General features: G+C 34.7%; 28 protein-coding genes and 1 tRNA gene. 15 read left to right on the top strand and 14 right to left on the bottom strand.

Features of this window, described 5'->3' with window-relative positions; all coding sequences use genetic code 11:
- The first annotated feature begins 67 nt into the window (after positions 1–67).
- On the top strand, positions 68–1,174 hold the full coding sequence (gene aroB / locus AC6EIZ_RS00605) for a 3-dehydroquinate synthase (protein WP_498511476.1): 1,107 nt from the start codon (positions 68–70) through the stop codon (positions 1,172–1,174).
- Here the strand turns inward: aroB and AC6EIZ_RS00600 are convergent.
- Positions 1,167–2,369, bottom strand: a complete 1,203-nt coding sequence (locus AC6EIZ_RS00600; RefSeq protein WP_498511474.1) for a class I SAM-dependent methyltransferase — start codon at positions 2,367–2,369, stop codon at positions 1,167–1,169. The genes aroB and AC6EIZ_RS00600 overlap by 8 nt on opposite strands.
- 95 nt (positions 2,370–2,464) lie before the next feature.
- On the opposite strand from AC6EIZ_RS00600, the gene AC6EIZ_RS00595 reads away from it, so the two are divergent.
- On the top strand, positions 2,465–3,205 hold the full coding sequence (locus tag AC6EIZ_RS00595) for a TPM domain-containing protein (RefSeq protein ID WP_498511473.1): 741 nt from the start codon (positions 2,465–2,467) through the stop codon (positions 3,203–3,205).
- Between the two features lie 36 nt (positions 3,206–3,241).
- Here the strand turns inward: AC6EIZ_RS00595 and AC6EIZ_RS00590 are convergent, their stop codons facing one another.
- Positions 3,242–4,084: a TIGR04168 family protein gene (locus AC6EIZ_RS00590; protein WP_498513285.1), complete on the bottom strand. Its 843-nt coding sequence runs from the start codon at positions 4,082–4,084 to the stop codon at positions 3,242–3,244.
- A 92-nt stretch (positions 4,085–4,176) separates the two neighbouring features.
- On the opposite strand from AC6EIZ_RS00590, the gene nadA reads away from it, so the two are divergent.
- Both nadA and AC6EIZ_RS00580 read left to right on the top strand, forming a co-directional pair.
- Positions 4,177–5,118, top strand: a complete 942-nt coding sequence (nadA, locus tag AC6EIZ_RS00585) for a quinolinate synthase NadA (protein ID WP_498513283.1) — start codon at positions 4,177–4,179, stop codon at positions 5,116–5,118.
- Between the two features lie 9 nt (positions 5,119–5,127).
- Positions 5,128–5,682, top strand: a complete 555-nt coding sequence (locus AC6EIZ_RS00580) for a DUF1543 domain-containing protein (RefSeq protein ID WP_498511472.1) — start codon at positions 5,128–5,130, stop codon at positions 5,680–5,682.
- Here AC6EIZ_RS00580 and AC6EIZ_RS00575 read toward each other — a convergent pair whose 3' ends face one another.
- From AC6EIZ_RS00575 to AC6EIZ_RS00560, 4 genes are read right to left on the bottom strand one after another with little or no spacing between them, the layout of a single operon-like run.
- A complete protein-coding gene (locus AC6EIZ_RS00575) occupies positions 5,683–6,987 on the bottom strand; it encodes a S41 family peptidase (protein ID WP_498511470.1) in 1,305 nt (434 codons plus the stop codon).
- 52 nt (positions 6,988–7,039) lie between these two features.
- On the bottom strand, positions 7,040–8,263 hold the full coding sequence (ispG, locus tag AC6EIZ_RS00570) for a (E)-4-hydroxy-3-methylbut-2-enyl-diphosphate synthase (protein WP_498511468.1): 1,224 nt from the start codon (positions 8,261–8,263) through the stop codon (positions 7,040–7,042).
- Between the two features lie 49 nt (positions 8,264–8,312).
- Positions 8,313–8,879, bottom strand: a complete 567-nt coding sequence (locus tag AC6EIZ_RS00565) for a uracil-DNA glycosylase (protein WP_498511466.1) — start codon at positions 8,877–8,879, stop codon at positions 8,313–8,315.
- Complete coding sequence (locus AC6EIZ_RS00560) at positions 8,876–9,280, bottom strand: VOC family protein (protein WP_498511465.1); 405 nt, start codon at positions 9,278–9,280, stop codon at positions 8,876–8,878. Before AC6EIZ_RS00560 ends, AC6EIZ_RS00565 begins: the two co-directional genes overlap by 4 nt.
- 100 nt (positions 9,281–9,380) lie before the next feature.
- Here AC6EIZ_RS00560 and AC6EIZ_RS00555 point away from each other — a divergent pair, with 100 nt between their 5' ends.
- Genes AC6EIZ_RS00555 through AC6EIZ_RS00535 form a run of 5 tightly spaced genes read left to right on the top strand, consistent with a single transcriptional unit; the run spans position 9,381 to position 14,441 of the window.
- Positions 9,381–10,559 (top strand): pyridoxal phosphate-dependent aminotransferase, encoded by a 1,179-nt coding sequence (locus tag AC6EIZ_RS00555; RefSeq protein ID WP_498511463.1) that lies wholly within the window; start codon positions 9,381–9,383, stop codon positions 10,557–10,559.
- Between the two features lie 10 nt (positions 10,560–10,569).
- Positions 10,570–11,481, top strand: coding sequence for a putative selenate ABC transporter substrate-binding protein (locus AC6EIZ_RS00550; RefSeq protein WP_498511461.1), 912 nt, complete (start codon positions 10,570–10,572; stop codon positions 11,479–11,481).
- On the top strand, positions 11,478–12,212 hold the full coding sequence (locus AC6EIZ_RS00545; RefSeq protein ID WP_498511459.1) for an ATP-binding cassette domain-containing protein: 735 nt from the start codon (positions 11,478–11,480) through the stop codon (positions 12,210–12,212). The genes AC6EIZ_RS00550 and AC6EIZ_RS00545 overlap by 4 nt, the downstream gene beginning before the upstream one ends.
- 6 nt (positions 12,213–12,218) lie before the next feature.
- A complete protein-coding gene (locus AC6EIZ_RS00540; protein WP_498511458.1) occupies positions 12,219–13,769 on the top strand; it encodes a PhnE/PtxC family ABC transporter permease in 1,551 nt (516 codons plus the stop codon).
- A 24-nt stretch (positions 13,770–13,793) separates the two neighbouring features.
- The gene (locus tag AC6EIZ_RS00535; RefSeq protein WP_498511456.1) at positions 13,794–14,441 is read left to right on the top strand and encodes a GDSL-type esterase/lipase family protein; all 648 of its coding nucleotides are present in this window, start codon (positions 13,794–13,796) and stop codon (positions 14,439–14,441) included.
- A 5-nt stretch (positions 14,442–14,446) separates the two neighbouring features.
- Here the strand turns inward: AC6EIZ_RS00535 and AC6EIZ_RS00530 are convergent, their stop codons facing one another.
- From AC6EIZ_RS00530 to AC6EIZ_RS00520, 3 genes are all read right to left on the bottom strand, one after another.
- The gene (locus tag AC6EIZ_RS00530; protein WP_498511454.1) at positions 14,447–15,193 is read right to left on the bottom strand and encodes a TIGR00297 family protein; all 747 of its coding nucleotides are present in this window, start codon (positions 15,191–15,193) and stop codon (positions 14,447–14,449) included.
- A 63-nt stretch (positions 15,194–15,256) separates the two neighbouring features.
- Positions 15,257–16,021, bottom strand: coding sequence for a 16S rRNA (uracil(1498)-N(3))-methyltransferase (locus AC6EIZ_RS00525; RefSeq protein ID WP_498511452.1), 765 nt, complete (start codon positions 16,019–16,021; stop codon positions 15,257–15,259).
- Between the two features lie 6 nt (positions 16,022–16,027).
- Positions 16,028–16,477, bottom strand: coding sequence for a DUF3531 family protein (locus tag AC6EIZ_RS00520; protein ID WP_498511450.1), 450 nt, complete (start codon positions 16,475–16,477; stop codon positions 16,028–16,030).
- Positions 16,478–16,592: 115 nt separating this feature from the next.
- On the opposite strand from AC6EIZ_RS00520, the gene AC6EIZ_RS00515 reads away from it, so the two are divergent.
- Entirely contained in the window at positions 16,593–17,240 is a 648-nt protein-coding gene (locus tag AC6EIZ_RS00515; protein WP_498511449.1) for an ABC transporter ATP-binding protein, read from the top strand.
- Positions 17,237–18,136: an Hsp33 family molecular chaperone HslO gene (hslO, locus tag AC6EIZ_RS00510; protein ID WP_498511447.1), complete on the top strand. Its 900-nt coding sequence runs from the start codon at positions 17,237–17,239 to the stop codon at positions 18,134–18,136. The genes AC6EIZ_RS00515 and hslO overlap by 4 nt, the downstream gene beginning before the upstream one ends.
- A 9-nt stretch (positions 18,137–18,145) precedes the next feature.
- Here hslO and AC6EIZ_RS00505 read toward each other — a convergent pair whose 3' ends face one another.
- Genes AC6EIZ_RS00505 through AC6EIZ_RS00495 form a run of 3 tightly spaced genes read right to left on the bottom strand, consistent with a single transcriptional unit; the run spans position 18,146 to position 21,278 of the window.
- Entirely contained in the window at positions 18,146–18,835 is a 690-nt protein-coding gene (locus tag AC6EIZ_RS00505; RefSeq protein ID WP_498511446.1) for a CPP1-like family protein, read from the bottom strand.
- Between the two features lie 55 nt (positions 18,836–18,890).
- Positions 18,891–20,558 carry a peptide chain release factor 3 gene (locus AC6EIZ_RS00500; protein WP_498511444.1) on the bottom strand — a complete coding sequence of 556 codons (1,668 nt, stop codon included), beginning with the start codon at positions 20,556–20,558 and terminating at the stop codon, positions 18,891–18,893.
- Between the two features lie 36 nt (positions 20,559–20,594).
- Complete coding sequence (locus tag AC6EIZ_RS00495) at positions 20,595–21,278, bottom strand: class I SAM-dependent methyltransferase (RefSeq protein ID WP_498511442.1); 684 nt, start codon at positions 21,276–21,278, stop codon at positions 20,595–20,597.
- Between the two features lie 113 nt (positions 21,279–21,391).
- On the opposite strand from AC6EIZ_RS00495, the gene nrdJ reads away from it, so the two are divergent.
- Positions 21,392–23,728: a ribonucleoside-triphosphate reductase, adenosylcobalamin-dependent gene (gene nrdJ, locus AC6EIZ_RS00490; protein ID WP_498511441.1), complete on the top strand. Its 2,337-nt coding sequence runs from the start codon at positions 21,392–21,394 to the stop codon at positions 23,726–23,728.
- 155 nt (positions 23,729–23,883) lie between these two features.
- Positions 23,884–24,147, top strand: a complete 264-nt coding sequence (locus tag AC6EIZ_RS00485; RefSeq protein ID WP_498511440.1) for an RNA recognition motif-containing protein — start codon at positions 23,884–23,886, stop codon at positions 24,145–24,147.
- Positions 24,148–24,198: 51 nt separating this feature from the next.
- Here AC6EIZ_RS00485 and AC6EIZ_RS00480 read toward each other — a convergent pair whose 3' ends face one another.
- Positions 24,199–24,393 carry a hypothetical protein gene (locus AC6EIZ_RS00480; RefSeq protein ID WP_038652013.1) on the bottom strand — a complete coding sequence of 65 codons (195 nt, stop codon included), beginning with the start codon at positions 24,391–24,393 and terminating at the stop codon, positions 24,199–24,201.
- A 489-nt stretch (positions 24,394–24,882) separates the two neighbouring features.
- Positions 24,883–25,230, bottom strand: coding sequence for a hypothetical protein (locus AC6EIZ_RS00475; protein ID WP_498511438.1), 348 nt, complete (start codon positions 25,228–25,230; stop codon positions 24,883–24,885).
- Positions 25,231–25,524: 294 nt separating this feature from the next.
- On the opposite strand from AC6EIZ_RS00475, the gene AC6EIZ_RS00470 reads away from it, so the two are divergent.
- A tRNA-Ser gene (locus AC6EIZ_RS00470) sits at positions 25,525–25,611 on the top strand.
- Between the two features lie 612 nt (positions 25,612–26,223).
- A complete protein-coding gene (locus tag AC6EIZ_RS00465) occupies positions 26,224–26,394 on the top strand; it encodes a hypothetical protein (protein ID WP_498511436.1) in 171 nt (56 codons plus the stop codon).
- The last annotated feature ends 9 nt before the right edge of the window (positions 26,395–26,403 follow it).

Genomic DNA, 26,403 nt, shown 5'->3' with positions numbered 1-26,403 from the left:
GTGTAATTACTTTCATGTTTTCATGATTTAATCAAATAAATCATCAAAAATCTTATACCTCACAACTGTGAATAAAGACAACCTCCATATTAAAGTTTCTTTAACTAGCAACCCATACGAAATAGTTATAGGGAAAAGTAGTCTTGAATGTATAGGAGATGAACTATTTAAAATTGGTTTTAAGGAAGGACTAAAAGTATTAGTCGTTTCCAATAAAGAAGTCTCAGATCATTATGGTGATTGCATAATTAAAAGTCTTATCAAAAGTAAGTACAAGCCAAAACTTTTAATATTAAAAGCAGGAGAAGAACAGAAAAATCAATCTTCTATAGATTTAATTCACGATGCAGCTTACGAAGCCAGGCTAGAGAGAGGATCTTTAATTATTGCCCTTGGAGGAGGCGTTATTGGAGACATGGCTGGTTTTGCAGCTGCTACTTGGTTGCGTGGAATTCATGTAGTCCAAATTCCTACGACGTTGCTCGCAATGGTTGATGCTTCTATTGGAGGTAAAACAGGTATAAATCATTTGAAAGGGAAAAATCTTATTGGTGCTTTTCATCAACCTAAATTGGTTTTGATAGACCCTAAAACATTAGCAACGCTTCCAGCTAGAGAATTCAAGGCAGGTATGGCTGAAATAATTAAATATGGAGTTATATCAGACCTAGAGCTGTTTGAACTGCTGGAGAGCCAAGATAATATTTCTGATCAATCAATACTAAAAGAGAAACTTTTAATAGAAATAATCCAGCGCTCTGCTAGGTCTAAAGCAGAAATTGTTATAAAAGACGAGAAAGAAAGTGGAGTAAGAGCATTTTTAAACTATGGACACACTTTTGGCCACGTTATAGAAAATCTTTGTGGCTATGGAAAATGGCTACATGGTGAGGCAGTTGCAATGGGTATGGTTGCAGTTGGTCAGCTAGCAGTTCAAAGGGGGCTCTGGAAAGAGATTGATGCAATAAGGCAAAGACAATTAATTGAGAAAGCAGGCTTACCCTCTAAGTGGCCAGAGCTTGAAATAGAAAGTGTTCTAAGCTCTCTTCAAGGAGACAAGAAAGTTAAGAATGGCAAAGTAAGTTTTGTTATGCCCTTAAAAATTGGTGCTGTAAAATTATTTAATAATATATCTAACAAAGAAATACATGAATGCTTGCAAAAACTTAGTTAATTGGTTCTTCAAGAAAACGATTACTGAAAACCAAATCATTACTATTATCCTTCTGGAAAGCCAACCACCTAAATCCCCCTAGTCCCATTGGATCAACGAGTCTCAACAATGACTCTCTTCGATTTAAAGCAGCTGATAAATCTTTGCTATTTGTTTTTTGAATAGAATATAGAAAGCTTGAAAGTCCTAAGGCCAATAAAGCCTGTCCCTGCCTAGTCTCACCAATGAATTTCCATCCGTTGGTCAAGGCATAATTAATAGTTGATTCAATACATAAATGTGCTGTTAGATCACTCAAGCCAGGATCTTTCAAAATATCTGGATTTGCTCGTTGATTCTTGTAAGAAATAAGAGTACCATCATTTCGAATTGCGTTGTAATACCTCTTCGATTCCAAAGCATAGTCGACAACTAATAATGAGCCATTTATTAAAATCTTAGACAATTTTTCAAACCAAATCGGCACATCACAATGCCATTCTGTAGTCCATCTATCACAAATATCTTTTGGTGGAAACTCAATATTTAAAATACTTTTCGAATCTTGCAAAAATTTCGTAATCGCTGAAGTAATCTCGAGATCAACAAACCCCAAAAAATATTCGTCATTTATTTTTTTTAAAGAAACTCCTTGTCTAAAAACCTTTTTTTCAGTAAAAACCAATCTCTCTACTGGAAAAGCATCTAAAACTTCATTCGCAATAATTACACCTGTTACTGGACTTGAAGTAAGATCTTCAATGTTGCTCCAACGACAATTAATCCCCTCCAAGTTATTAACTACTTTTTCTTGTCGTTTTCTCATCCCTACATTTAATTCAATTAAAACAAGCTCAATTTTACTGAGCAAAGCAGGTGCAATTTCAGCAATTGCAACTATCAAATCTTTTGATAAAGATCCTTCTCCTGGCCCAATTTCAACAAGAGAGAAGAGTTCCGATTCGATTTCTGATTTTTCTAGATCGAGAAACCAGTCAACAATCTGAATTGCCAATAAACGTGCAAAGTCATTCCCCATGGATGGTGAGGTGCAGAAGTCTCCATCCTTCCCAATATTCAATCTTCCAGTGGAATAAAATCCATTTTCAGGATCATTTAAAACTAAGTCCATATATCTGTGGAAGCTTATTGAGCCACCAACATCAATCATTCGATCAATCAACCATTGAGGACATCTCGCAGTCGGGTCAATCATGATGGAGAATAAGTTCAAAGAAAATCAAGCACATGCTGAAAAAATCATTTAATAAAGTCATAATTTTCTGCCTGGGAATGATAATAATATTGTCGATGGGAGGGCGCACATTTGCTTACGATAATCCTGAACTCTTACCAACAGAACAAACACCAATAATCGATCTAGCAAAAGCTTTAAGTGAGAAACAAAGATTAGATTTAGAAACCTCACTTAATTCTTACGAACAAGAAACTGGATGGAAAATAAGAGTGTTGTCGCAATATGAGAAAACTCCTGGCTTAGCTGTAAAAGAATATTGGGGTCTTGATGAGACAAGCTTACTAATAATTGCTGACCCTAGAGGAGGAAATTTACTGAGCTTTAATGTTGGAGATGCATATTTTGCCCTAATGCCCAGAATCTTTTGGGTGGAGTTACAAACAAGATTTGGCAACCAATTCTATGTAAGGGATAACGGAGAGGATGGTGCAATCTTAGCTTCGATTAAGGCTGTAGAAACCTGTTTAGACCGTGGTGGTTGCGAAGTGGTACCTGGCTTACCTCAGGAACAATGGCAATGGACCTTATTAACCTCTTTGTTGGGAGGAATAATTGCAGGTTTTGCCGCTTCTCCAAGGAAAGAGAGTGAATCATTCTCAATAGGGTGGCTATTGCTCCTATCGCCTCTTTGGATAATGCTATTTGGGATTTTTGGGATAGCTCCAGTGGTAACAAGAACTAATGATATTTTGCCTTTAACGAGGAACATTTTAGGATTTATTGGTTCTGCTATTGGTGCTTATTTGATTGCAGAAAGAAAATTTAAGGATTCTGATTTAAATAATCAAACATAAAAAATGAATTTAAAGGTGAGTAATATATAAATAATACTAATTATTTTGATCTAATAAAATCTCTTTATAAGCTATTGATGCATCACTCCTGTACCATCTATGAGATGCATGTATCAACTTGCCATTAGAGAACTCAACCCAAGAGAAATGACACAAATTCTCCCCTGCAGAATCAATACCTCTTCTTGGTACACAAGCCGCATTTAGATATGAAGTCCCCCATATATCTTGAGTAAAAGTTTTTCTAGTTCGATTCCCCCCAATTCTTAATTGATGATGAGTATGACCAAAAACCACTAATTCTGGAATCCTAAATTTGCGAATTTGATCGATTGCGATACCAAGATCTTTATCTCCCCAATCTATTGATGGCAATTTCCAATCTCTTCCACAAGGACTAGAAGACTCTGAGCCAAGACCAACTGGTCCTGAATGAGCAAGTATTAATAAAGGAAAATCTAGTGGTGCAGACTTAGCCGCAGAAACAATCCTAAGAACTGATTCATCAAGACTGACCTCCCCGAAAACCGACTTAACCTCTTGTGTTAAGAAAAATCCTCCCCCACCACTGCAAGGTCTAGCCCCAACGACAGAAAGCTCATTTAATTTCCATTTGGATAAATTCCAAGCACAATTCTTTTCACCTAACAAATCCAATTGGGCTTTTAAAATATCGCCAGAACCGTCTTTCCCTCTATCATGATTTCCCAGTATTACTGATGTGGGAATAGAGATTTTTCTTATTGCCCGAACAATTCTTAAATCACCATCTGATAAGTCGCCAACAAATAAAACCCCATCTGGATTTAATTCCAAAAGCAAATCAAGATCATCATTACTCCATGACCCATGTAAATCCCCAGCTATAGCGATTCGGATATCTGACAGATTATTTAGGAAATTAACCTCTATACTGCCCCAACAAGTTCATTTGGAAACTAATTACCACTGTTTCCTATTACAAGACTGATATATCAGTCTCAAATAAAAGGAATAATCTCACTGATGAGATCAATTCTTTGCGTGAAAAAAGAAATGCAATAATTCTTGCTCATTACTATCAAGAGCCTGCAATACAAGACATAGCAGATTTCATTGGAGATTCACTTGAGTTATCCAGAAAAGCTTCGGAGACAAATGCTGACGTAATTGTTTTTTGTGGCGTTCATTTCATGGCTGAGACAGCAAAGATCCTTAGTCCAAATAAAACTGTCCTTCTTCCTGATTTTGACGCTGGGTGCACACTCGCAGACGACTGCCAACCAGATGACTTCCAAGAATTCTTAAATAAACATCCCGATCATTTTTCTATCAGCTACATCAATTGCAGTGCAGCAGTAAAAGCAAAAAGCGATCTGATTTGCACAAGCAGTAACGCTGTAGATCTTGTAAAACAATTACCCAAAGATTTACCAATTTTATTCTCACCAGACAGGAATCTAGGTAGATGGGTTGAACGTCAGAGTGGTCGAAAATTAACCTTATGGCCTGGAAGATGTCTTGTTCATGAGACTTTTAACGAAGAATCTCTTTTAAAGCTAAAAATCAAGAACCCAACAGCTGAAATACTTGCCCATCCAGAGTGTCAAGAAAATCTATTAGATTCAGCAGATTTCATTGGCTCAACAAGCAAATTGCTGAATTACTCTCAAAAAAGTAAAAACGATAAATTCATAGTGCTTACTGAACCAGGGATAATCCACCAAATGAGATTAAAAGACCCACTTAAGACTTATATTGAAGTACCTGGTTTAGATGGATGTAGTTGCAACGAATGTCCATATATGAGAATGAATACCTTAGAAAAGGTTTGTAAGTGTTTAAAAGAAATGAGCCCAGAATTAAAAATGGACGAAAAGATTAGAGAAATGGCCTATAAACCAATGAAAAAGATGTTGGACATGAGTAATTAAATCAAGCTTATGGATTTATCCCTTTTTATTGTTGTATTAGGGGGAAGAAGTTTAAAAAGTAATATAGAAATACACGATGTAAGATGGGTATTAGGTGAATCAATAGAGGATACATTCCCTGAGCTTAGAAAACAATGGTTAGGAAAGAAAAGCGGACTTCATATTGATAGTTATAAGTGTATTAAATATGTTGATGGATACGAAATAGTCGTATCTAAATCCAATAAAGAGAGTTTAATAAGTCTAAAAAGAGAAAATTTATCCCTTTGGTTTGTCAACTTAGGAGGCTACAATCCAAAAAGGATGTATGAAGAACACGAATTCAATCTAATTGTCGCAAAAAAGGCTATAGAGGCAAAGAAAAAAGCGAAAAACAATTGGGAAGCAAATTTAAAAAGCAAACACAATGATGACTACTCAAATGTAAATCATATAGAAACAATCGACGACATACACCCTATTAAAATAAAAAATTGGGAAATAAATCTAATACCTGATCCTGAAGAAAGAAGTGAAAAACTTATTCCTGACTGGTATGGATACAGGAGAATTGATAAGTTTTAACTATTTTTTTAGGGCGTAGTCTAGATTAGATCCTAAGGGGTTGAAAGAATTTTGATTACTTTCAATTCTAAACTTCTTAAGTAATAATTTTTCAGCCACTACATATTGACTATCTTTTAAAGTTCCTAGATCAGAAGTTGTGAATTTATTTTTATCATTTAATACTAGATCTGCTCTAATATCAGGCTCTATTCCATTTTCATTAATGTCTTTACCACTTGGTGTTAAATATTTAGCTACAGTAACTGTTAAACCTGATCCATCAGAAAGAGACCTTACAGACTGAACTAGTCCTTTCCCAAAAGTCTTTTTCCCAACCAATAATCCTCTATTATTATCTTTAATTGCTCCCGAGAGAATCTCACTAGCACTCGCAGAGCCTTCATCAATCAAAACGACGACTGGTCTATTAGTTAAGGCTCTACCTTTTGCCTTTCTTATATCAGTAATACCATCTTTTGTTCTAGTACTAACAATTATTCCTTTATTTATCCATTGTCTGGCTATTTCAATACTTGCCTCAAGCAACCCTCCAGGATTACTTCTAAGGTCTAAGACATAACCAAAAGGTTGCTGTTTCTCTAATTCGTTAATCGATAAACTCATTTCTTGAGGAGATTTTGCATTGAATTGTTTTAATCTTAGATAACCAATTTTCGCCCCTAAAACTGTATTATTTAATCGACTATCAACCACATTAATTTCAATTCGATCTCGTATTAATGTGACATTTAATAACTGATCATTTCTAAGGATACCTAGTTCTACCTTCGTTCCTTTTTTACCTCGAATAAGTTTAACGGTACTATCTATACTTAGACCTTCGATAGACTTACCATCTATGGATAAAATTATATCTTTAGGTTTGATTCCGGCAAGAAATGCTGGAGTTCCTTCTATTGGTGATACGACAACAATTTGATTAGTAACTTCATCTAGAGAAATTTGAATACCTACTCCCGTCAATTCACCAGTTGTATCTATTCTCATTTCGTTAAAATCTTTAGGTTCTAGAAATCTTGTATAAGGATCATCCAATTCTGTCAACATTTCTTTAATAGCAGTATAAGCATCGTCATTATCAAAATATTTAGTTGACAATATTTCCTTTCTTAATTTAATCCAATCTTCTACCTTATATTTACCTGAATAGTCTAAAAAGTCACGATATATAATTTGCCAGACCTGATCAATTATCTCCTTTGGATTGTTAGTAATCAACCTAGAAGAATTAGCTTGGAAGGAATAAGATGACGCAGGGAAAGCACATATTAATAAACATATCTTTAAAAATCCCTTCAACATAATTATCAAATATTTTTTTTATGATAAGCCAATTAAAATATATATTCTGTTTTTAAGGGTCTACCCATTTGCCATCTTCTTTGATTAAATCAACTAAGGCCTGAACACCTTCATCCTCAGGCACTCTCTTGATTTCATCTCTATTTCTATAAAGAGCAATTGTTCCAACACCTTTACCTACATAACCATAGTCAGCATCTGCCATCTCTCCAGGTCCATTAACGATACAACCCATAACTGCTATATCTAATCCTGTCAAATGAACGGTAGCGGCTCTAACTTTTGCCACAACTTCTTCTAAGTTAAATAATGTTCTTCCGCAGCTAGGACAACTAATATATTCGACCATAGTTTTTCTAAGACCAACTGCTTGCAAAATTGAATAAGCAACAGGTATCTCCTTCTCAGGGGCCTCAGTAAGGGAAACTCGTATTGTGTCTCCAATCCCCTCTGATAATAATGTTCCGATTCCAGCAGTACTTTTTATTCTTCCATAATCTCCATCACCAGCTTCAGTAACACCCAAATGCAAAGGATAATTAAATCCCTCTTTATCCATAGTGTCGGCCATCATTCTATAAGCAGCGAGCATGACAGGAGGTCGTGAAGCCTTCATTGAAACAACAATATTATGAAAGTCCAATGAATCACAAATTCGAATAAATTCCATAGCTGATTCAACCATCCCAAAAGGTGTATCTCCATATGCAAATAACATTCTCTCCGCTAATGATCCATGATTAACTCCAATTCTAAGTGCCTTATTCTGCTCTTTTAAAGTATTAACAATTGGTTCAAATTTCTGAATAATCTTGTCTTTAATTGCTTTTATTTCCGCGTCAGTAAATTCAGACCTATTTGGATCAGGTCTTTCAAAAACAAATAATCCAGGGTTGATCCGAACTTTATCTACATGCTTTGCAACCTCTAAAGCTATTTTCATTCCATTGTGGTGAACATCCGCTACTAATGGAACTGGTTGATAAGTACTAGCTAAAAGTTTTTTTATTTCTCCAACAGCTTTTGCACTTGCAAGAGTGGGAACCGTTAATCTAACAATCTCGCATCCTATTTCATGCAATCTTCTTATTGCGGCAGTTGAGCCCTCAATATCCATCGTATCTTCATTTATCATTGACTGAACACGAACTGGATTATCTCCACCGATTCCAATATCTCCGACCATTACAGGTCGAGTATCTCTACGAATAATTCTGGTGCTATAACGCTGTGAAACATTATGTTCTTTCTTATCTTTTTCCAGGGTCGCAATCATGAGTTAACAATTGAGCCTCTTTAATAAATAAGAATGACATATTTGAGGGCTATTTTAAAGTATCAATTTTTTCCTTGATTTTTAAAAAATCCGATTTGGTTAAACACATTGGAGTCCCTTTCTCTTTTGATTGATTTCTAAGTAAATAAGCTGGATGAAAAATAGGCATAATAAGTCTTCCATTCCAATTAATCCATTTACCCCTTAGAACGCTTATAGGTGACTTATTTTTTAAAATTGCTTCTAAAGCTGTAGCACCAACAAGAACTATAATTTCTGGATTTACAAGTTTGATTTGTTGATACAACCAAGGAAGATTTTCTTGGATTTCAGCCTTTGTTGGACGTCTATTTTGGGGCGGTCTACATTTGACCACGTTGCAAAAATAAACATCTTGGTTGATATCAATCCCAACTTTTTGAAGCAATTCATCAAGTAATTTTCCAGACCTTCCTACAAAAGGCTCTCCTATCTCCTCCTCCTTAGCTCCTGGAGCCTCGCCAATAATCATTAATTTAGCGTAAGGATTACCCCTTGATACAACGATCTTTTTTATGGCATTGCTTAAATCAGAAACTTTATAAACATCTTTATCAGAAGTGATTTTTTTTGTCACATCAAAGCTTCCTTATCTGATCCTTTTAAAAGATCGGGCACCAAAATTAAAAATTTATTACCTTCTGGGTCTAGCATCCATTGCTCAGATCCAAAGTTTGCCAATTTTGGAATCCCCATTGCACTACCTCCAATTTTTAAAATCTCAGATGTCCAACCCTCTAAGATTTTTGATGGATCTTCGCAAGGATCACTTTGAAAACACAATGAGGTTGAATTTCCTTTCCTTTGCCATTCGTGATTTTTATTAGGTTTATAAAAATGTATTTTGGATCGATTACCTAATGAAATAAAATAATGAGCATTATTAAAACCTTTATTTGCCTTATCAGAGTTGATTTTGGCATAAAATTCTGATAATTCTTTAGGGTTTTTAGAAGCAATTACAAAGTTTATATTCATCAAAGGCATGCAAGTAACTGATTAAGTAGTAAATTTATGGTTATATGAATTCACTCTAAAAGTGAATCTAAGAAAAACATTTTGAAGTTATGCTTCGAAGATGACTGAAAAATCACAGATATCTAAAAGAGCTCTCTCAATAAAACCTTCTCTAACTCTTGAGATTAGCGCAAAAGCTAAGGCTCTAAAAGCTGAAGGAAAAAACATTTGTAGTTTAAGCGCTGGAGAACCTGATTTCGATACCCCAGAATTTATTATCGATGCCACTCTAAAAGCATTAAAAGATGGAAAAACTCGTTATGGACCTGCTGCTGGAGATCCAGAATTAAGAGAAGCAATTGCCCAAAAGCAAACAGATATTAATAAAGTTCCCACAAAAACTGACAATGTTTTGGTAACAAATGGAGGGAAACAAGCAATATACAATTTATTTCAAGTAGTACTTAATCCTGGAGATGAAGTCCTTATACCTGCTCCATATTGGCTTAGTTACCCAGAGATAGCTCTTTTAGCTGGTGCCAAGCCAATTAAAATTAAATCTTCAACTAAAGATAATTTCAAAATAGATATCAATTCTCTAGAAGAAAACGTAACTGAAAAAACAAGGTTATTAATTATTAACTCTCCAAGTAATCCAACAGGCTGCGTTTTAACCGAGCAAGAAATGAATATTATTTCTGAGTTTTTAAGAAGACATCCAAGAATTTTTTTAATGAGTGATGAAATCTATGAATTTCTTATTTCTCCAAATCAAGTTCATCACAGTTTCGCAAAAATATCACCAGATTTAAAAAATAGAATTTTCACAGTCAATGGATTTGCCAAGGCTTGGGCAATGACTGGCTGGAGGATTGGATACCTAACAGGAAATAAAGAGGTAATAGAGAAAGCCATTGCTTTACAAAGTCAAAGTACAAGCAATGTATGTAGTTTTGCTCAAAAAGGAGCTATTGCTGCACTTCAGGGCTCAAAAGATTGCGTTCATGAAATGGCAGAAATTTATAACAAAAGGAGGTTATTGATAACAGAAAGACTAAAAAAAATAAAAAATATTTCTTTTGTCCCTCCTACTGGAGCTTTCTATGTTTTCCCAGAAATTAATCTAGAGGATATCGATTCAATAAGTTTCTGTAAATTAGCGCTAGAAAAGGTTGGCCTAGCTATAGTTCCAGGGATTGCTTTCGGAGATGACAAATGCATAAGAATCTCATATGCATCTTCAAATGAAATGATCAACGATGGAGTTGATAGATTAGAGAAACTATTAAATAATTTTTAAATTAAAAAAAATGAATCAAGGACCAAGAGCAATCAAGTTCACAAAAATAACTATTGCTCTTTTATCAATATTTAATTTATCTAATATTGGTTCATTAAAAGCAGAGGAAATACTTCGCATTGGGGCGATACCAGATCAAAACCCAGAGCACCTGAATCGTCTATATAAAGTATTATCCTCTGAATTAAGCGAGCAGCTCAATGTTCCAGTCCGATATAAACCAGTTACTAATTATGCTGCAGCTGTAACAGCTTTTAGGACCGGGAATTTAGATTTAGTATGGTTCGGTGCTTTAACGGGCGTACAAGCAAGACTTCAAAGCAAAGGATCCAAGGTGATAGCACAAAGAGATATTGATGAAAAATTCCATAGTATTTTTATTGCAAACAAGAAAAGTTCAATCAAAAAAATAAATAACATAAATGACTTAAAGACACTAAAAGGAAAGCGTTTTACTTTTGGCTCTGAAAGTTCAACATCAGGAAGATTGATGCCACAACATTTTTTAAACAAAGCAGGTGTTGAACTTAAAGATTTCAAAGGTGCAAGACCTGGCTTTAGTGGTAGCCACGATGCAACATTAATGCTTGTGCAAAGTGGTTCATATGAGGCAGGTGCTCTTAGCGAAGAAGTGTGGAAGAGAAATCTTGAGAGAGGACGCGTGGACCCCTCAAAAGTCTTTGTAATTTGGAAGACTCCCTCTTATAATAATTATCATTGGCTTGCTCAAAGGAACCTAGATAAAAAGTTCAAAAGAGATTTTACGAAAGAGCTTACAAATGTACTTTTAGGTTTCAATGAAAAGTCAAAAAAACAAAAACAAATTCTCGAATTATTTAGCGCAAAGAAATTTATAATATCAAAAAGCGAGAATTATAATAACATAGAAAACATAGCTAGAAAAATTGGAAAGATTAAGTGACTAAGTTACTAGAATTAAAGAATATAAGCCATAGAAGTAAAGAAAGTATTAGATTAAAAGATATTAATTTTACTATAAATCAAGGTGAGAAAATAGCACTTATTGGGAAGAGTGGCTCTGGCAAAAGTACATTAATCTCGATCGCGAATGGATCGCTAATCCCAAACGAAGGGGATGTAATATGGAAAGGTTCTAAAATTAAAAATATCTCAAATATTGAGTCGTCAAAAATAGGAACTATATGGCAGGATTTATACTTGATAGAGGAGCTAAATGTTGCACAGAATATAAACTGTGGTGTACTAGGTAAACACAATTTTATATGGGCCTTAAAAAATCTCCTAGGAGTCTTAGATAAAGGTTTATGCCAAGAGTGCCTAGCAGCAGTCTCTTTGCCTAAAGAAACTATTTATTCCTATATAAATAAACTTTCTGGTGGGCAAAAAAAAAGAATAGCAATTGCGCGTCTTTTAAGACAAGAACCAGAGATTCTTCTTGGAGACGAACCTTTCTCAAATTTAGACCCTCTATTATCAAAAAATATCTTAAATTTATTTATTAATCAAAAAAATTATCTTAGAATTAAAATCCCTGAGACCATACTTATAAGTCTTCATCAAATAAATTTAATAAATAATTTCAATAGAGTTATTGGGTTAAAAGATGGAGAGATTGTAATAGATAGAGAAATTCATAATATTAATCAATCAGAGTTTGATTGGCTATTTTAATTCATAATGAAATTAATAAAACCAGTATCAACTTTATTAACATTAATCCCATCAATAGCCTATATTCCCATACTAATAGAAATCATCAAAGGGTTTCATATAGGGGGTCTAAATATCATATTTCTATTCATAAGCTCAGCAATAAAACCATCATTCAATCAAGAAGTAGTTAAAAGCGCATGGGAAGGACTTCAAATAACAATTGCTACTGCTTTAACTAGCTGGGTTTTCAGTATGCTTATTGGAATTCTTTTAGGGGTACTATCTACAGATTTATTTTGGAAAAGTATTCCTAAATTTTCTTATTTAGGTAAATTCATAAAATACTCATTAGCAATTCCAAGATCAATACATGAAGTAGTTTGGGGCTTGCTATTTATACAAATTTTAGGTTTGAATATTTGGGTAGCAATTATATCTATAGTCATTCCCTATTCAGCCTTAACAGCAAGAGTAATTTCAGAGCAACTAGATAGTTTAGACATACAACCTCTAATAGCAATTAAGAAAACTGGATCTAATTTTATGATCTCATTTATAACTATTCTACTACCAAAGTTAATACCTATCGTATCTACATATGGAAGTTACAGATTTGAATGTGCAGTTAGAGGTGTAACATTACTTGGAATATTTGGATTAGGAGGTATAGGGACAGAACTATATTTAACCTTAAAATCCTTTGAGTTTAATGAAATGTGGACTTGTTTATGGATGCTTTGGTTAGTAATAATTTTACTAGAGAAATTTATAAGATTTTTAAGAAGTTATATATCTGAAAATATTATTTTGAAGAATTCTTTCTTAATTTCAATCTCAATATTTTCACTATCTCTATCATTAGGTATTAATTGGCTTTATAATCTAAATTTTGAGATATTTACTCCATTAAGCTTTTCGTATTTAAATTTACCTTCATTCGTAGAGATAAGAAATGGATTTAATAACTTACCTCTGCTTAAACTAATCATTACAACAATTTTAATAACTTTTTTTGCGTCTGGGATTGCAATAGGGACACCTCCACTTTTACTAGTATTATTCCCAAGTAAATTGTCTCTAAAAGTTCAAAATATTATTTGGATCTTCTTTAGATTGATACCTCCTCCATTGACCACTATACTTATTCTACTTTTTACTACTCCAAATATATCTGTAGCCGCTTTATCACTAGGAATTACACATATGGGTGTCATGGGAAGACTGCTTACAGATAATATACTAAATCAAGAAAAAAATATTTATCAAGCAATCAAAAGCAATGGTTCAAACAAGAAAGCAGCAACACTTTATGGAATTTTAGCCCCCCAAAGTAATAGTTACTTAGCTTATGGAGCATATAGAAGTGACGTAATCCTAAAGGAAACAGCAATTATAGGTGCAGCTGGAGGAGTAGGATTAGGGTGGGAATTACAGGAATCACTAAGCTCATTCGATTGGGCTCAAGTAATAGTAATAACTGCTACTTTCTCTGTATTAACAATGTCAGGAGAATTTCTATTTAACACTTCTCAAAATTATTGGTTAAAGAATTCAACCAACAATTTAATTAGTTAGTTATTTTATTCAACATATCGACTTATGAATAACTATCAGAAAAAATTAATCATAATTGGAGATAGTGGGGTTTACGGATGGGGAGATCTAGAGGGAGGGGGATGGTCTGAAAGATTAAGACAAAAATGGTTGAATTTAGAGGGGGGGCCTATCATTTACCCCCTTGGAGTAAGAGGAGATGGATTAGAGAAAGTTGCAAAAAGATATAAGAGTGAATGGGAAACCAGAGGTGAGCTAAGGAGAAAAGTTCCAGAAGGTCTTTTGCTATCTATTGGATTAAATGATACTGCCAGAATAGGAAGAGAAGATGGCAGGCCCCAATTATCCGAAGATGCTTTTAAATTTGGATTAAAACAATTAGTAAACGAGATTAAGAATGAAGTTTCTGTAATGGTTCTAGGACTAACCCCTGTTAATGAAGATTCAATGCCTTTTGCAGAATGTCTTTGGTATTCAAATCAAGCTTGTTCTAAATATGAAAAAAAAATTGAAGAAACTTGCCTAGAATTAAATGTCCCATTTTTATCTATCCATGAGAAAATGATCAACCTATTATCATTTAAAGAATTTCTTTCATCAGATGGAATACATCTAAATACTAAGGGTCATAAATGGATTTATGACCAAATTAGCGAATGGCCAGCACTGAAGAATTGGGCTGATTTAAAATAAATATTTCAAACAAACTTCAAATATAAAAAGATAGAAATAATAGCGGCTATAGATGTCTGGATAGAATTAACTAATTCATTAGTCATCCAATCAATCTTATTTTGAACTACTGCTCCAATATAACTTTCCAAAAAAGTTGCTAAATAACTTGAGAAGAAGACTATAAAAGCAACAGATAGTCCAGAAATGATCGATAGATTAAGCATAAACATTGTCATGATAAAACTTCCTAGCAACCCAGCCATCGAACCTTCGATGCTTACTGCCCCCTCTGTTCCTGGTGATACTGGCTTTAAAGTCGTAATTAGAAAAGTCCTTTTACCAAATCTTTTACCAATTTCACTTGAAAAAGTATCGGAAAGTTTTGCGCTGAAACTAGACGCAAAACCTACCATGAATAAAGTTAAGAAATTTGGCCAAAGACAACTTAATAAGGCGAGTGAGCAACCTGTTGCTGCAGACCCCCATACATTTTCAGGGCCACGTTTACCACCTCTGGATTCAGCAATCCCTCGAGAAGCCTTATTTTTATATCCAATTTTTGTAACTAAAGTTCCCAACAAGAGATATACACAAACTGATATCCAACCATTCCAACCAATAGATCCTAATAAAAGTGTTCCAAGTATTCCAGCATGAATCCAACCTTTTTTAGTTAAAAACGGAAGTCTATGTCCCAAAAATATCAACAAAAAATTAATCAAAAAAGCATTAAGCCAAATACCGCTACTAGCTAACTGGAAGTTATTCATGGTCTCTAATTAGCATGAATGTCCTTGAACAATAAACGTTTTCATGATCAGCAACATTTAATCTTAAAAAGATGATTTAAGCCTTCTCCACGCAGTCATTAGCTGACAGGCACTTACAGCAGCTGTTGATGTCCTCAAAATAGTTTCTCCCATAGACACCCCAACCAAGCCAGCGTCAAAAGCTAATTCCTCTTCATATTTATTCCAGCCCCCCTCTGGGCCAATTACCACCCAAACTTGATTGACTTTATGTGTTGTTTCTTTTAACCAGTTCACACAATCTTTCAAATCTTCAATGCGTGTTGTGGCGAAGCCAATTTGAGCCTCGGGAGGTAAATTATTTATCCAATTTGAGAATGTCAATACCTGCATTACTTCTGGACTCCAAAGTCTTTCAGATTGCTCAACTGCTTCATGGATAATTTTATGGTATCTAACAATTTTCTCGTTATTGCATTCTTTAACTACTGATCGCTTTGAAATTAATGGTTGAATTATATCAACTCCTATCTCACAACTCATTTGCAAAAAATTTTCAAACCCTTTTTTAGGTATAACTACAGCAATGCATAAAAGTGGTCTCTCTCTAGAAACTTCTTGGAGAGGTTTATTAAAACCATCGATAAGTTTTATGGTTTTTTTTTCAAGAATTTTGGCATTCCAAAGATGACCTTTTCCATCAATAACTTCTAAAAGATCTCCCGATCTCATCCTCATAACCCTAGATAAATAATGTGATTCTTCAGAGGTCAATATCAACTCTCCTTTTGAATCGATCTCATCACTTAATCGATTTAGTTTTATAAATAATCTTCTTTTTTCAGCCATAGAAAATTACTCTGTTGAAGAAAAAATTGCATCTGGATGTTCTTCTACTGGCCAATCTTGATTTACTCCTCCGATAATTAATTCTTCTATTTTCACTACATCAACATCCATTTGTTTTAGTACATTTATCAAAATATCAATTGCTATCAGATCAGAAGTACCTAAATCCACCCAGCATCTTGCCCAACACTCATTAAACTCAAATTCTCCTAGATTGTGCATTAATGATGGAAGACTAGATGAGCTCTCGTCATTTTCATAATTCATCCAACTAACATCAGAACCCATTTCATGCGTTTGCAGATTTTCAGAATTAAATCCCCCAAGTCTGCCGAGGACATACCAAGAATCAAAAATACCATCAATGTATTCCTTTACCCCTTTAGTAGGTATATCTGAATATCTAAGCCAGATCCAACAATTGAAAGGATCAACTTCACGAAATCGAACTTCCATAAACAATAGATCTTGAAAAAGAAAAACTAAAAGATATCAAACATAATCTAATGTAAATTGATTAAAGAAAATAAAAAAATCTTTATTTAGTTGATCAAAGCCTTAATGAAAAAGAATGCTTAGTTTAAAAAATATTTATTATCATCCCTCAACAGCGGAGAAGCCAATCCTTAGAAATTTGTCTTTAAAATCTAAAACTGGAAAAATCACAATAATTAGAGGCCCCAGTGGAAGTGGAAAAACTACATTGGTAGAAGTCATTAGCGGTCTATCAGGATATCAAAAAGGAGAGATCTCATGGTTCAACCAAACTTTAAATGCTCGTCAGCGCAGGTGGTTATGTGGTTTAGTTTTTCAATTTCCAGAAAGATATTTTCTTGGATTATCGATAGCTCAAGAATTACGTCTTGGACACAAGAAGTTAACGACTGAAGAACAAATTTCAACTCTCACAAAAGTGGGATTAATCGACTTAGATTTAAAGAAGCCGCCAGAATCTCTCAGTGGAGGCCAACAACGACGATTAGCTATTGCAGTTCAACTACTAAGGAGACCAAAAGTACTTTTATTGGACGAGCCAACAGCAGGTTTAGATTGGTCAGTGAGGAAAGGAATCATAAAATTGCTCACAAAGCTTAAAGACAAGCAAACGATTCTAATAGTTACTCATGAACCGGAACTTTTTAAAAGTTTTAATACCGACAGTTATGAGTTGAACGATGGTCGACTTATCACTAACTCAAACAATCCAACTAATCAATGAAAGATTCACTAGTTAGAGCGACTGCTGCTAAAGGAGGAATAAGGTTGGTTGCAGTATCAACAACTGAAACAACCAAAGAAGCAAAAAAAAGACATTCACTTTCATATTTAACTTCTGCAATTGTAGGCAGAGCCATGAGTGCAAGCCTCTTGCTTGCAAGCTCAATGAAGGTAAATCATGGAAGGGTGACTTTGAGAATAAGCTCAAACGGCCCACTAAAAGGATTAACTATTGATGCGGGTCGAGATGGAAGTGTGAGGGGATACGTTGGTAATCCAAGTCTTGAATTAGACCTTATAAAAAACAAAAACAAAAATTATACATTTGATTTTAAAAAAGCTACAGGTATTGGCTATCTTCACGTTATTAGAGATGATGGAAAAGGCGAGCCACACAACAGTACAGTTGAATTAATTAATGGAGGAATAGGCGAAGATATAGCATCTTATTTATTACATTCTGAACAAACACCATCAGCTGTGTTCGTTGGAGAAATAATTAATCATAATGGAATAGTTTGTAGTGGAGGGCTGTTAGCACAAATATTACCTAAAGCAGAACGAGACTATTCATTAATAGCCTTACTTGAAGATCGATGTAAAGAGATTAGCTCTTTTAGTGAGTTGTTAATCAAAAAAGGGAATAATCTTATTTCTCTTATCGAAGAAATTTTCCCTGATCTTGATCAATCACCTTCAGATATTATTAGCACATCTCAAAAAGTTCGTTTTAAATGTAGATGCTCAAGAGAAAGAAGCCTATCAGCATTAAAGATACTTGGAAAGAATGAACTTAAGGAAATGATAGAGGAAGAGGGTAAAGCAGAATTAACATGCCAATTCTGCAAGAATGTTTATATTGTTAATAAGGAAAAGTTAAAATCTTTAATAGATTAAAGTAAAGATTTAATCAAGAAAAATTACTCCTAACCAAATCAAAATTACTGCAGGTATCGCCTCAAATTTGTCTGAAGACAATGATCCAGCATTATCAATAATTGATTGAGCACCACCTAAAAGTAGCGCTCCAGATAAAAGTCCAACGCTGAGAAGAAGAATGCACCAGAGGATAGAGGAAAAGAAAGGCCTACCTCTTCGAGACTGGCTGACGAATAAGCCTATTGTTGAGAATGAAAGTATTAATTCAACACTTTCAGAAGGCACAATTAAAACAAGTAAAAAAGCCAATATTCCAAGAGAAATTCGTATATTTAATTCTTGCCCAGAGGGCAGCTCTAATCTTGATAAAATATTAGATTTTGATGCTTGGGAGTTAGGAAAATTTAAATTCCTCAACCTAGTGAGAAGCGAACCAGGTTCCATCTCACCAACTTTCTTAGCTTCATTTTCTTTCTTTGATGCATTTATTGCCTCATTACTTGCATTACCAAGCTGTCTTGACTTGAGACTTACCATTAGCAAAGAATCATAAGCAGCTTCTATTTTTGCTTTAGTAATTTGGTCATCTCCTGCTTCTGTTAACCTTTTGTCCCTAGCTTCTTTAATAGCGTCAAAACTTGCACCCTCATTGATTCCAAGCATTAAATATGGATCTTGCGAGTTCGAATTTGATTGTGAATTAGTACCAGGATCCATAGATTTATCAGAAAATGGTTTATGAAATATCTTTGGTATTAGATATTAATCTACTTCAGAGGGAAACAGGATCAACACCACTGACAACTGGAGCAACTGAGTTTAATTCAATCTCAGGATGTTCTTCCTTTAACTGATTTAGATTCCATTCATTTTTAAAAAGCAGTACTGGTCTAAGCCAAGCATCCTGAACAGTTTTACAATTAAAAATTCTTCCAACCTCCTCTAAAGAGGACCATCCACCTTTTACCCACCTGGCGACTTGATAACCCATCGGTTCAAGCCTAGTTTCCACACCATATTCACTAGCAAGTCGATGTTGTACTACCTCAAGCTGAAGCTGACCAACTGCAGCCAAAATTGGATCTCTTTTGCTTTGATCTTTATCGTAAAGAATTTGGACAGCTCCCTCCTCTCTTAATTCATTAACCCCTTTCCTAAAATTCTTAAAAGCTGAGGGATTTGGATTTCTTAACCAACTAAAAATCTCGGGGCTAAAACATGGAATCCCCTCGAATTCAACTCTCGGACCAATATATAAGGTATCTCCAATAGAAAACATCCCTGGATTATTTAAACCAATAACATCACCAGGGTAAGCATCATCAACAACAGCTCTATCTTGGCCAAAAATCTTTTGCGGCCTAGAGAGTCTGATTTGTTTGCCAGTCCTAGCATGTTGAACTGTCATATCTTTTTTAAACCTCCCACTACATACACGCACGAAGGCAACTCTATCTCTATGTTTTGGATCCATATTTGCTTGCAATTTAAAAACAAATCCACTAAATGATTCTCTTGTAGGAACGATTGGGCCATCAAAGCTATTTCGAGCAACCGGTCCCTGAGATAGCTCAAGAAAACTATCTAAAAATGGCCTAACCCCGAAGTTAGTCATTGCAGATCCAAAAAACACAGGAGTTAATTCGCCAGATAAGATTAATTCTTGATTTAATTCACAACCAGCCTCATCCAAGATCTCAATTTCTTCAAGTGCTTTTGTTAATAGTTCCTCTTCTACTAAATTTTTAAGTTCAGGATCATTAATTTTTAACCGTATTTCACTTGATTGCTTCCCTCGTTCCGCTCTAGAAAACAAAACAACTTCTCTGGTTGCACGTTCAACAACACCTCTAAAAAGTTCACCACTTCCTATTGGCCAATTGACTGCAAAGGTTGATAATCCTAATTCAGACTCAATCTCATCTAATAATTCCAGCGGTTCTTGACCTGGCCTATCCATCTTGTTGATGAATGTAAAAATTGGTATTTGACGCATTCTGCAAACCTCAAAAAGCTTTCTTGTTTGAGGTTCAAGTCCTTTCGCTGCATCCTCTAGCATTACAGCATTATCAGCAGCAGCGAGTGTCCTATATGTATCTTCTGAGAAATCTTGATGACCAGGGGTATCTAATAAATTAATGGTCTTATCTTTATAGGCAAATTGTAAAACAGTTGATGTGATTGATATGCCTCTCTGTTTTTCAAGCTCCATCCAGTCAGAAGTAACCTTTCTCTGTTCACCTCTTGCTTTAACAGCTCCTGCTTGTTGAATAGCTCCGCCATAAAGTAAAAGTTTTTCTGTCAAAGTGGTTTTCCCTGCATCAGGGTGAGAAATAATCGCAAAATTTCTTCTTTTACCAACCTCCTTACTTAAAGATAAGGTAAATTCTTCTTCTAAATTTGGATCTAAATTAGTCTTGTCTTGGGGAATTGATTTCATTATTGTTTTTGGTTGTTCAATTGTTCAGGGAAAAGATTAAAGACACCCAATAATCTCAAAATAAAGCTCATCAACTTGAAAAACCTCTAATTGAGATAACCCTGCATCGTCAAGCTGTTGAGATACTTCCTCAACTGTAAATGATGCTTTGAGAGATGCATAAAAATCCTTTTTCAGGATTTCTGGAGAATTTGAAAGATGTTTTTCTTTAATTTCAAATGCTTTTTCTGCAGACGTAGGCCTTATTAAATCACGATGAATATGAATACACTTTGCTTTACCAAGTTTTTTCAATGCACCCCAGAAATTATAAGGATCGTGAAAATGATGCAAGGCACTATTACTGACTAGGACATCAGCTTTAAAAGGAAAATGTATTTCACTTGAGGCTATCGAATTAATGTCAAACAATTCATAAGAGAGATTCTTCGTAAGATTTTCGGAAAGTTTGTTTTCTGCCTCATTCAACATTTCCTTTGAACCATCAATTCCTACAACATTTACAAAAGGCCAATTCTTTGCAATTCTCTCTGCAATATTTCCTGGACCACATGCCATATCAAAAATTAAATCACTTTTATTAAGAGTTCTTCCTACTTTTTTTAAATATTTTTCGAGCGCTTTAACAACCATAGAATCACTCCTAGAGAAATCAGCATCCGCATAAGCCCTTACCTGCGAAGGGATTTGCATAAGTTCAGGTTCAGGTGTTCTCTTCATTACTAAAAGAAAAAATTTGTTTTTTTCTTTGGAGCCCTGTAGATGGTGTTAAAAAAACTTGCTAACGCTATACATGGCGTTACCGTAGTACTTACCAACGGGATACAAAGATTTTGACAATCGCAACAAGCCGGTCCGAAACCAATAATGCAGCATCGGGTAAAAAAAATGTTACAACTGATTTTCCAATAACTGCACCTGCAGCCAATCCTGTTTTTTACAGAACCTATAGTAGAAAACTTTCAGCAGGTCGTGAAAGCTGGGAACAAGTTAATACAAGGAACCTAGATGGTCTAAAAAAGCTTGGGGGATTAAATGAAGCAGAAATAAATTTAATGCAAAGAATGCAACAAGAGAAAAAAGCTCTTCCCTCAGGTCGATGGCTTTGGATAGGCGGAACAGATTGGATTGAGAAAGAGAAGAATTTTTCTGGGGCCTACAATTGCACCTCAACAAATCTTGTTGATTGGCAAGCCTTTGGACTTATGATGGACTTAGCCATGATGGGTTGTGGAACGGGTGCAATAATTGAACCTCACTTGATTGACCAATTACCAGAGGTTACAAATACAATTAACATAGAAAATGTTTCTGATATTGGTTTAACCCCTTCTGAAGAAAGAAATGAAAAGACCACATTCTCTATTCAAGAAAATAATGTACTCATAAAAGTTGGGGATAGTAGACGTGGATGGGTTGATAGCTATCAAAAAATCCTTGAACTAAGCAGTGACAATAATTTCAATTCTAAAGTTATTAATGTATCCATTGATTTAAAAGATGTAAGGCCAGCAGGCGAATCACTTAAAGGTTTTGGAGGCATGGCGAACCCTGTAAAACTCAAAGATTTATATCCTCGAGTAGCAAATCTTTTAAACAAAGCCGTAGGAAGGAAACTAACTTCAATTGAATGTTGTCTACTAATCGACGAAGCAGCTGTCACAATCGTTGCAGGCAATATCAGAAGGAGTGCAGGTATGCGCCAATTTTCTGCCCAAGATTTAGAAGCGGCTGGTGCCAAAGAAAATTTATGGAAGCAAGACTCAGATGGTAATTGGAGTATTGACCCAGAGAAGGATGCTTTAAGAATGGCCAACCATACTCGTGTTTACCACACTAAACCTGAATTAGAAGTTCTTGTTGATGCCGTCACTAAACAATTTCATTCAGGAGAGGGAGCTATTCAATTTGCGCCAGAAGCAATTGCTCGATCAAATGCTGACATACTTTCAACAGTAGAACTCAGGAATGAATTTATAGATATTTATTGTGACCAAGGGAAAGAAGAAGCATCCGAATGGATTCAATCAAATTACGGTCCATTTGATGATAAAGAACTTTTTCACAGACTTAGTAGGTATGGTCTTAATCCTTGCGGAGAAATTCTAGGTTCAGATTTTCACTGTAATCTTGCAGAAATCCATCTTAATCAAATTGATCCATTAGACATAAACCAACAAGAAGATGCTTTCAAAGCAGCAGCCTTGTCAGTTGCTTGCCTCCTTAATCATCGATTCGAAGTAGAGCGCTACAGAAAAAGTCGTGAATGGGATCCCATTGTTGGCGTTAGCTTCACAGGACTTTTTGACTTTTTTGTTCATGCCTTTGGGACTCCATGGTTAAAATGGTGGGAATCTGGACGACCTGAGACAAAAGAAGGAAAGGATTTTAAAAATAAAGAGGCTACTTTTTTGAGTCATTGGAGAAAGATCGTCAACGATACCGTATTTGATTATTGTGACAGACATAATATTCGCCGTCCAAGTCGTTGTACAACAGTTCAACCTGCGGGTACAAAAAGTCTTCTAACAGGAGCCTCACCAGGTTGGCATCCTCCAAAAGCTCAGCGTTTTATTAGAAGAATTACTTTTAGGAAAAACGATCCAGTCGCATTAGCTTGCATGGATTATGGATACACAATCGTTCCTTCTCAGTCAGATAAAGATGAAAATGGAAAATTACTAGACAATCCATTTGATCCAAAATGTACTGAGTGGCTAGTTGAAATACCTACTGAGGTGAGTTGGGCAAACATACCTGGAGCGGATGAAATAGATATAAACAACTTCTCAGCTCTTGCACAATTTGATTTTTATATGCAAGTTCAAACAAACTACACAGACCATAACACCTCTGCAACAATTGAATTCAGAGAAGACGAGATAGAGGGTTTAGCTAAAGCTCTACATAACTCAATCAATGAAAATAAAGGTTATATTTCTGCTGCCTTGCTAGCAAGGTTTGATGCAAATGCAACCTTCCCTAGACTTCCTTTTGAACCTATTGACGAAGAATGCTATACAAAACTGCAATCAGAGGTCATAAAAAGAAGAGATTATTGTGATTTTTTTGATGCTCTTAATCGATATGATCAAGGCGAGCTTACTGAAGCAGGTCCAGCAGGTTGCGATTCAGATAAATGCTTACTACCACTTGCCAAACCATCTTAAGAGAAGTCATTCAATCTTGAGTGAGGTTATTAATACCATCCTCAAGAAGTTACTGAACTAAAAAATAGTTTACTTTTTCAAAAAGGTTTAAAGATAATTGTCCAAATTGGAAAATTTGGCTAATTATTAAATAGGTCTTGTGTTCATTAATTTCAATGACTACGATAAATAAACCATTAAAGATAAGTGGCGCAAGTGCTAATGATGCACTTATTGATCAATTGAGAGCTTGTAAAAACCCAGATGAAATTCTGAAATTTGAAAAATGGTTCAATTCCAACATTGAATCAGACAAACTTTATAAAAGAATTTGTGAACTACTAAAAAACAGAAGCATTTCCAGAGCTTTAGGATCTAAGTGGCTCTTAACTCTTATTGAAGATAGAGAAAATACTATTAATAAGTTGTCGGTTCAGTAATTTTTTATTTTAGGTCTATTAATCCAAAATCAATTGAATGTTGATCTCAATTTAAAAAGGGAATGGTCCTGTTGCACCACTTGAAGCAGTAAAGCCTGAAAGAGCCCAAATCCCGAAGGAAAACAGTGCGCATCCAATAAAAAACATCAAGTGAGCTACATAACGGTATTTCTCTTTTTGACTAATACCACCCTCCATTGGAAGGTCTCCAAGGAAACGAGATTGCGGACTCTTGTTGCTTGCCATGAATGTGATTTACCAATGTCTGAAATTATTGCACAAATAATCTCATTGAATTTTATACATACAGAGAATCTATAGGTTCTGAAATTTTTTAAGGTTTAAAAGTATCCCCCTTTAAAAATGAATTGATAGCAAAAGTGAAAAAATTGTGACTTTAGAATTTTTTTTAAGATATCTGTAGCAAATGAGGTTAAGTCATAGCCTTAGAGTTGGTCGAGTAGTTAATATCTCAAGACCTAAAAAATAGCACTAATTGCAATTAAATCAATAATAAGATTATTTGATATAATTGGCTTCAAATAATTTTTTCATTGCATTATATTTTTTAATTTTTAATACTCAAAAGCTGATTTTTATTTTTTTTTACAAGAAGGCCTACTTTCAAAAAGCGAACACTCACGTTCATGAAGCCTTGCCACAAAAAAGCTGACAGAAGTCAGCCCTTCTCGTTCCAATAGAAATCGGTCGTCAACCATCTTTATTTTAACTGTTTTAAAAGAAGACTCTTGGGTATGGAGTTTGTCCGTTCATTAATGATGTGTCTATTGGTTTGCAGATATTCATTAATGCGTTTAGACCAAATCCAGGCCCTGTCGGACCATCAATGAACTCCTGAAATTCTTCTAAAGTAATGTTCTCCTTAGTTTCCCAAATACAGTAAACAGGTCCATCGGAAGTAACAGCATTAGCAGAGTGGTTGTAAAAACCTTTTTCTTTGTTTGCTTCAACTGCCTCATCCCATCCACCTCCAGGTGCCATTGCGGAATAGGCAGTTTCCCACCACTTAGATGAAGTACCAGCTCTAAATTCGTGATGAACGATATAAAAGTTAGAGGTCATCAAAGACATACAAGAAACAAAAGCATTGCATATTTTTGGAAATTTTTATGTATTAAAAGTTAATCGCATCTCTTTCTTCTGACAATAGTTGAGCCTTAGCTTATGGCTTATTAGTGAGCATATGGATCAATCAAAATCAGACTTAAAACTAAACAAGTCCAAATTTAGACTTTTTCTTTGATTTTGCTGGAGTAGAGGCGCTAATCAATTTTGAGAAGGTTTATATATAGCCTTATCAGACTTTTTTAAAATTAACTTGAAAAAATCCTAAGCTAATGATGTAAAATCATTAGTGGAGAGTTGGTCGAGTGGTTTATGGCTCTAGTCTTGAAAACTAGCATGGGGGCAACTCCATCGGGGGTTCGAATCCCCCACTCTCCGTTTTTATATGGAGATGCTAGTTCTATTTAATTATATTTTTAATCTCATTATTTATTATCTATAATTAAAAAGTTGACCGAAAGTCAAACGAAAAAATTTTTTTTAGCTGGCAACAAAAACTTTTCTTCAAAAAATTACTAATCTATTTCTGTCAAGCCTCGGCATTTACTCTTCAAAATGAAGCTGAGATGCAATGTCATGAAGCAAATGTCGATAGTTTTGAAAATCAGCATGGATCAACTACATCAGTGGGGGGGGGCGAACCCCCCACTCCTTATCCTGAGCAAGGGATTTTGAGATCTTTAATTATACTCTTGCACTTTCTACATAATAAATAAGCCGAAATATTAAGTGATTTGATAAGAAAAACGTAAAAATGATTTATTTTTTCCGGCCACCAAGATAAGTAAATCAAATATTTAATACCTAAAAGATTGCCATATTTCTCATGCTTTTTTTATTTTTTCGTTAAGGTAATTCAAAAATAGGTTTTTTTAGATTTTTAAGATACTGATCTGATACTAATCGTGGCAACCTAGTAAATCTGTAAGATTTACTAGGTTGATTTTCTTAAAAAGCTTAGAAACCCATACATTTCATAATTAAATCAAAATGAAAGAAGAGCGTTACTTAAAAGACAGAGAAGCAATTATAAGAGCTGACATTTGGAAAGAGATTACTTCTTCATGCAAAGGGCTTAGAACTGAGCTTGGTTATACAAATATCCAAATAGTTGAGTTTCTGAAAGAAATAACAAAAACATTTGAAAGAGACCAACTCTGAATTGTCAGT

The organism is Prochlorococcus sp. G4PB16 (assembly GCF_059772465.1).
This window is presented reverse-complemented; position numbering and strand designations above follow the sequence as displayed.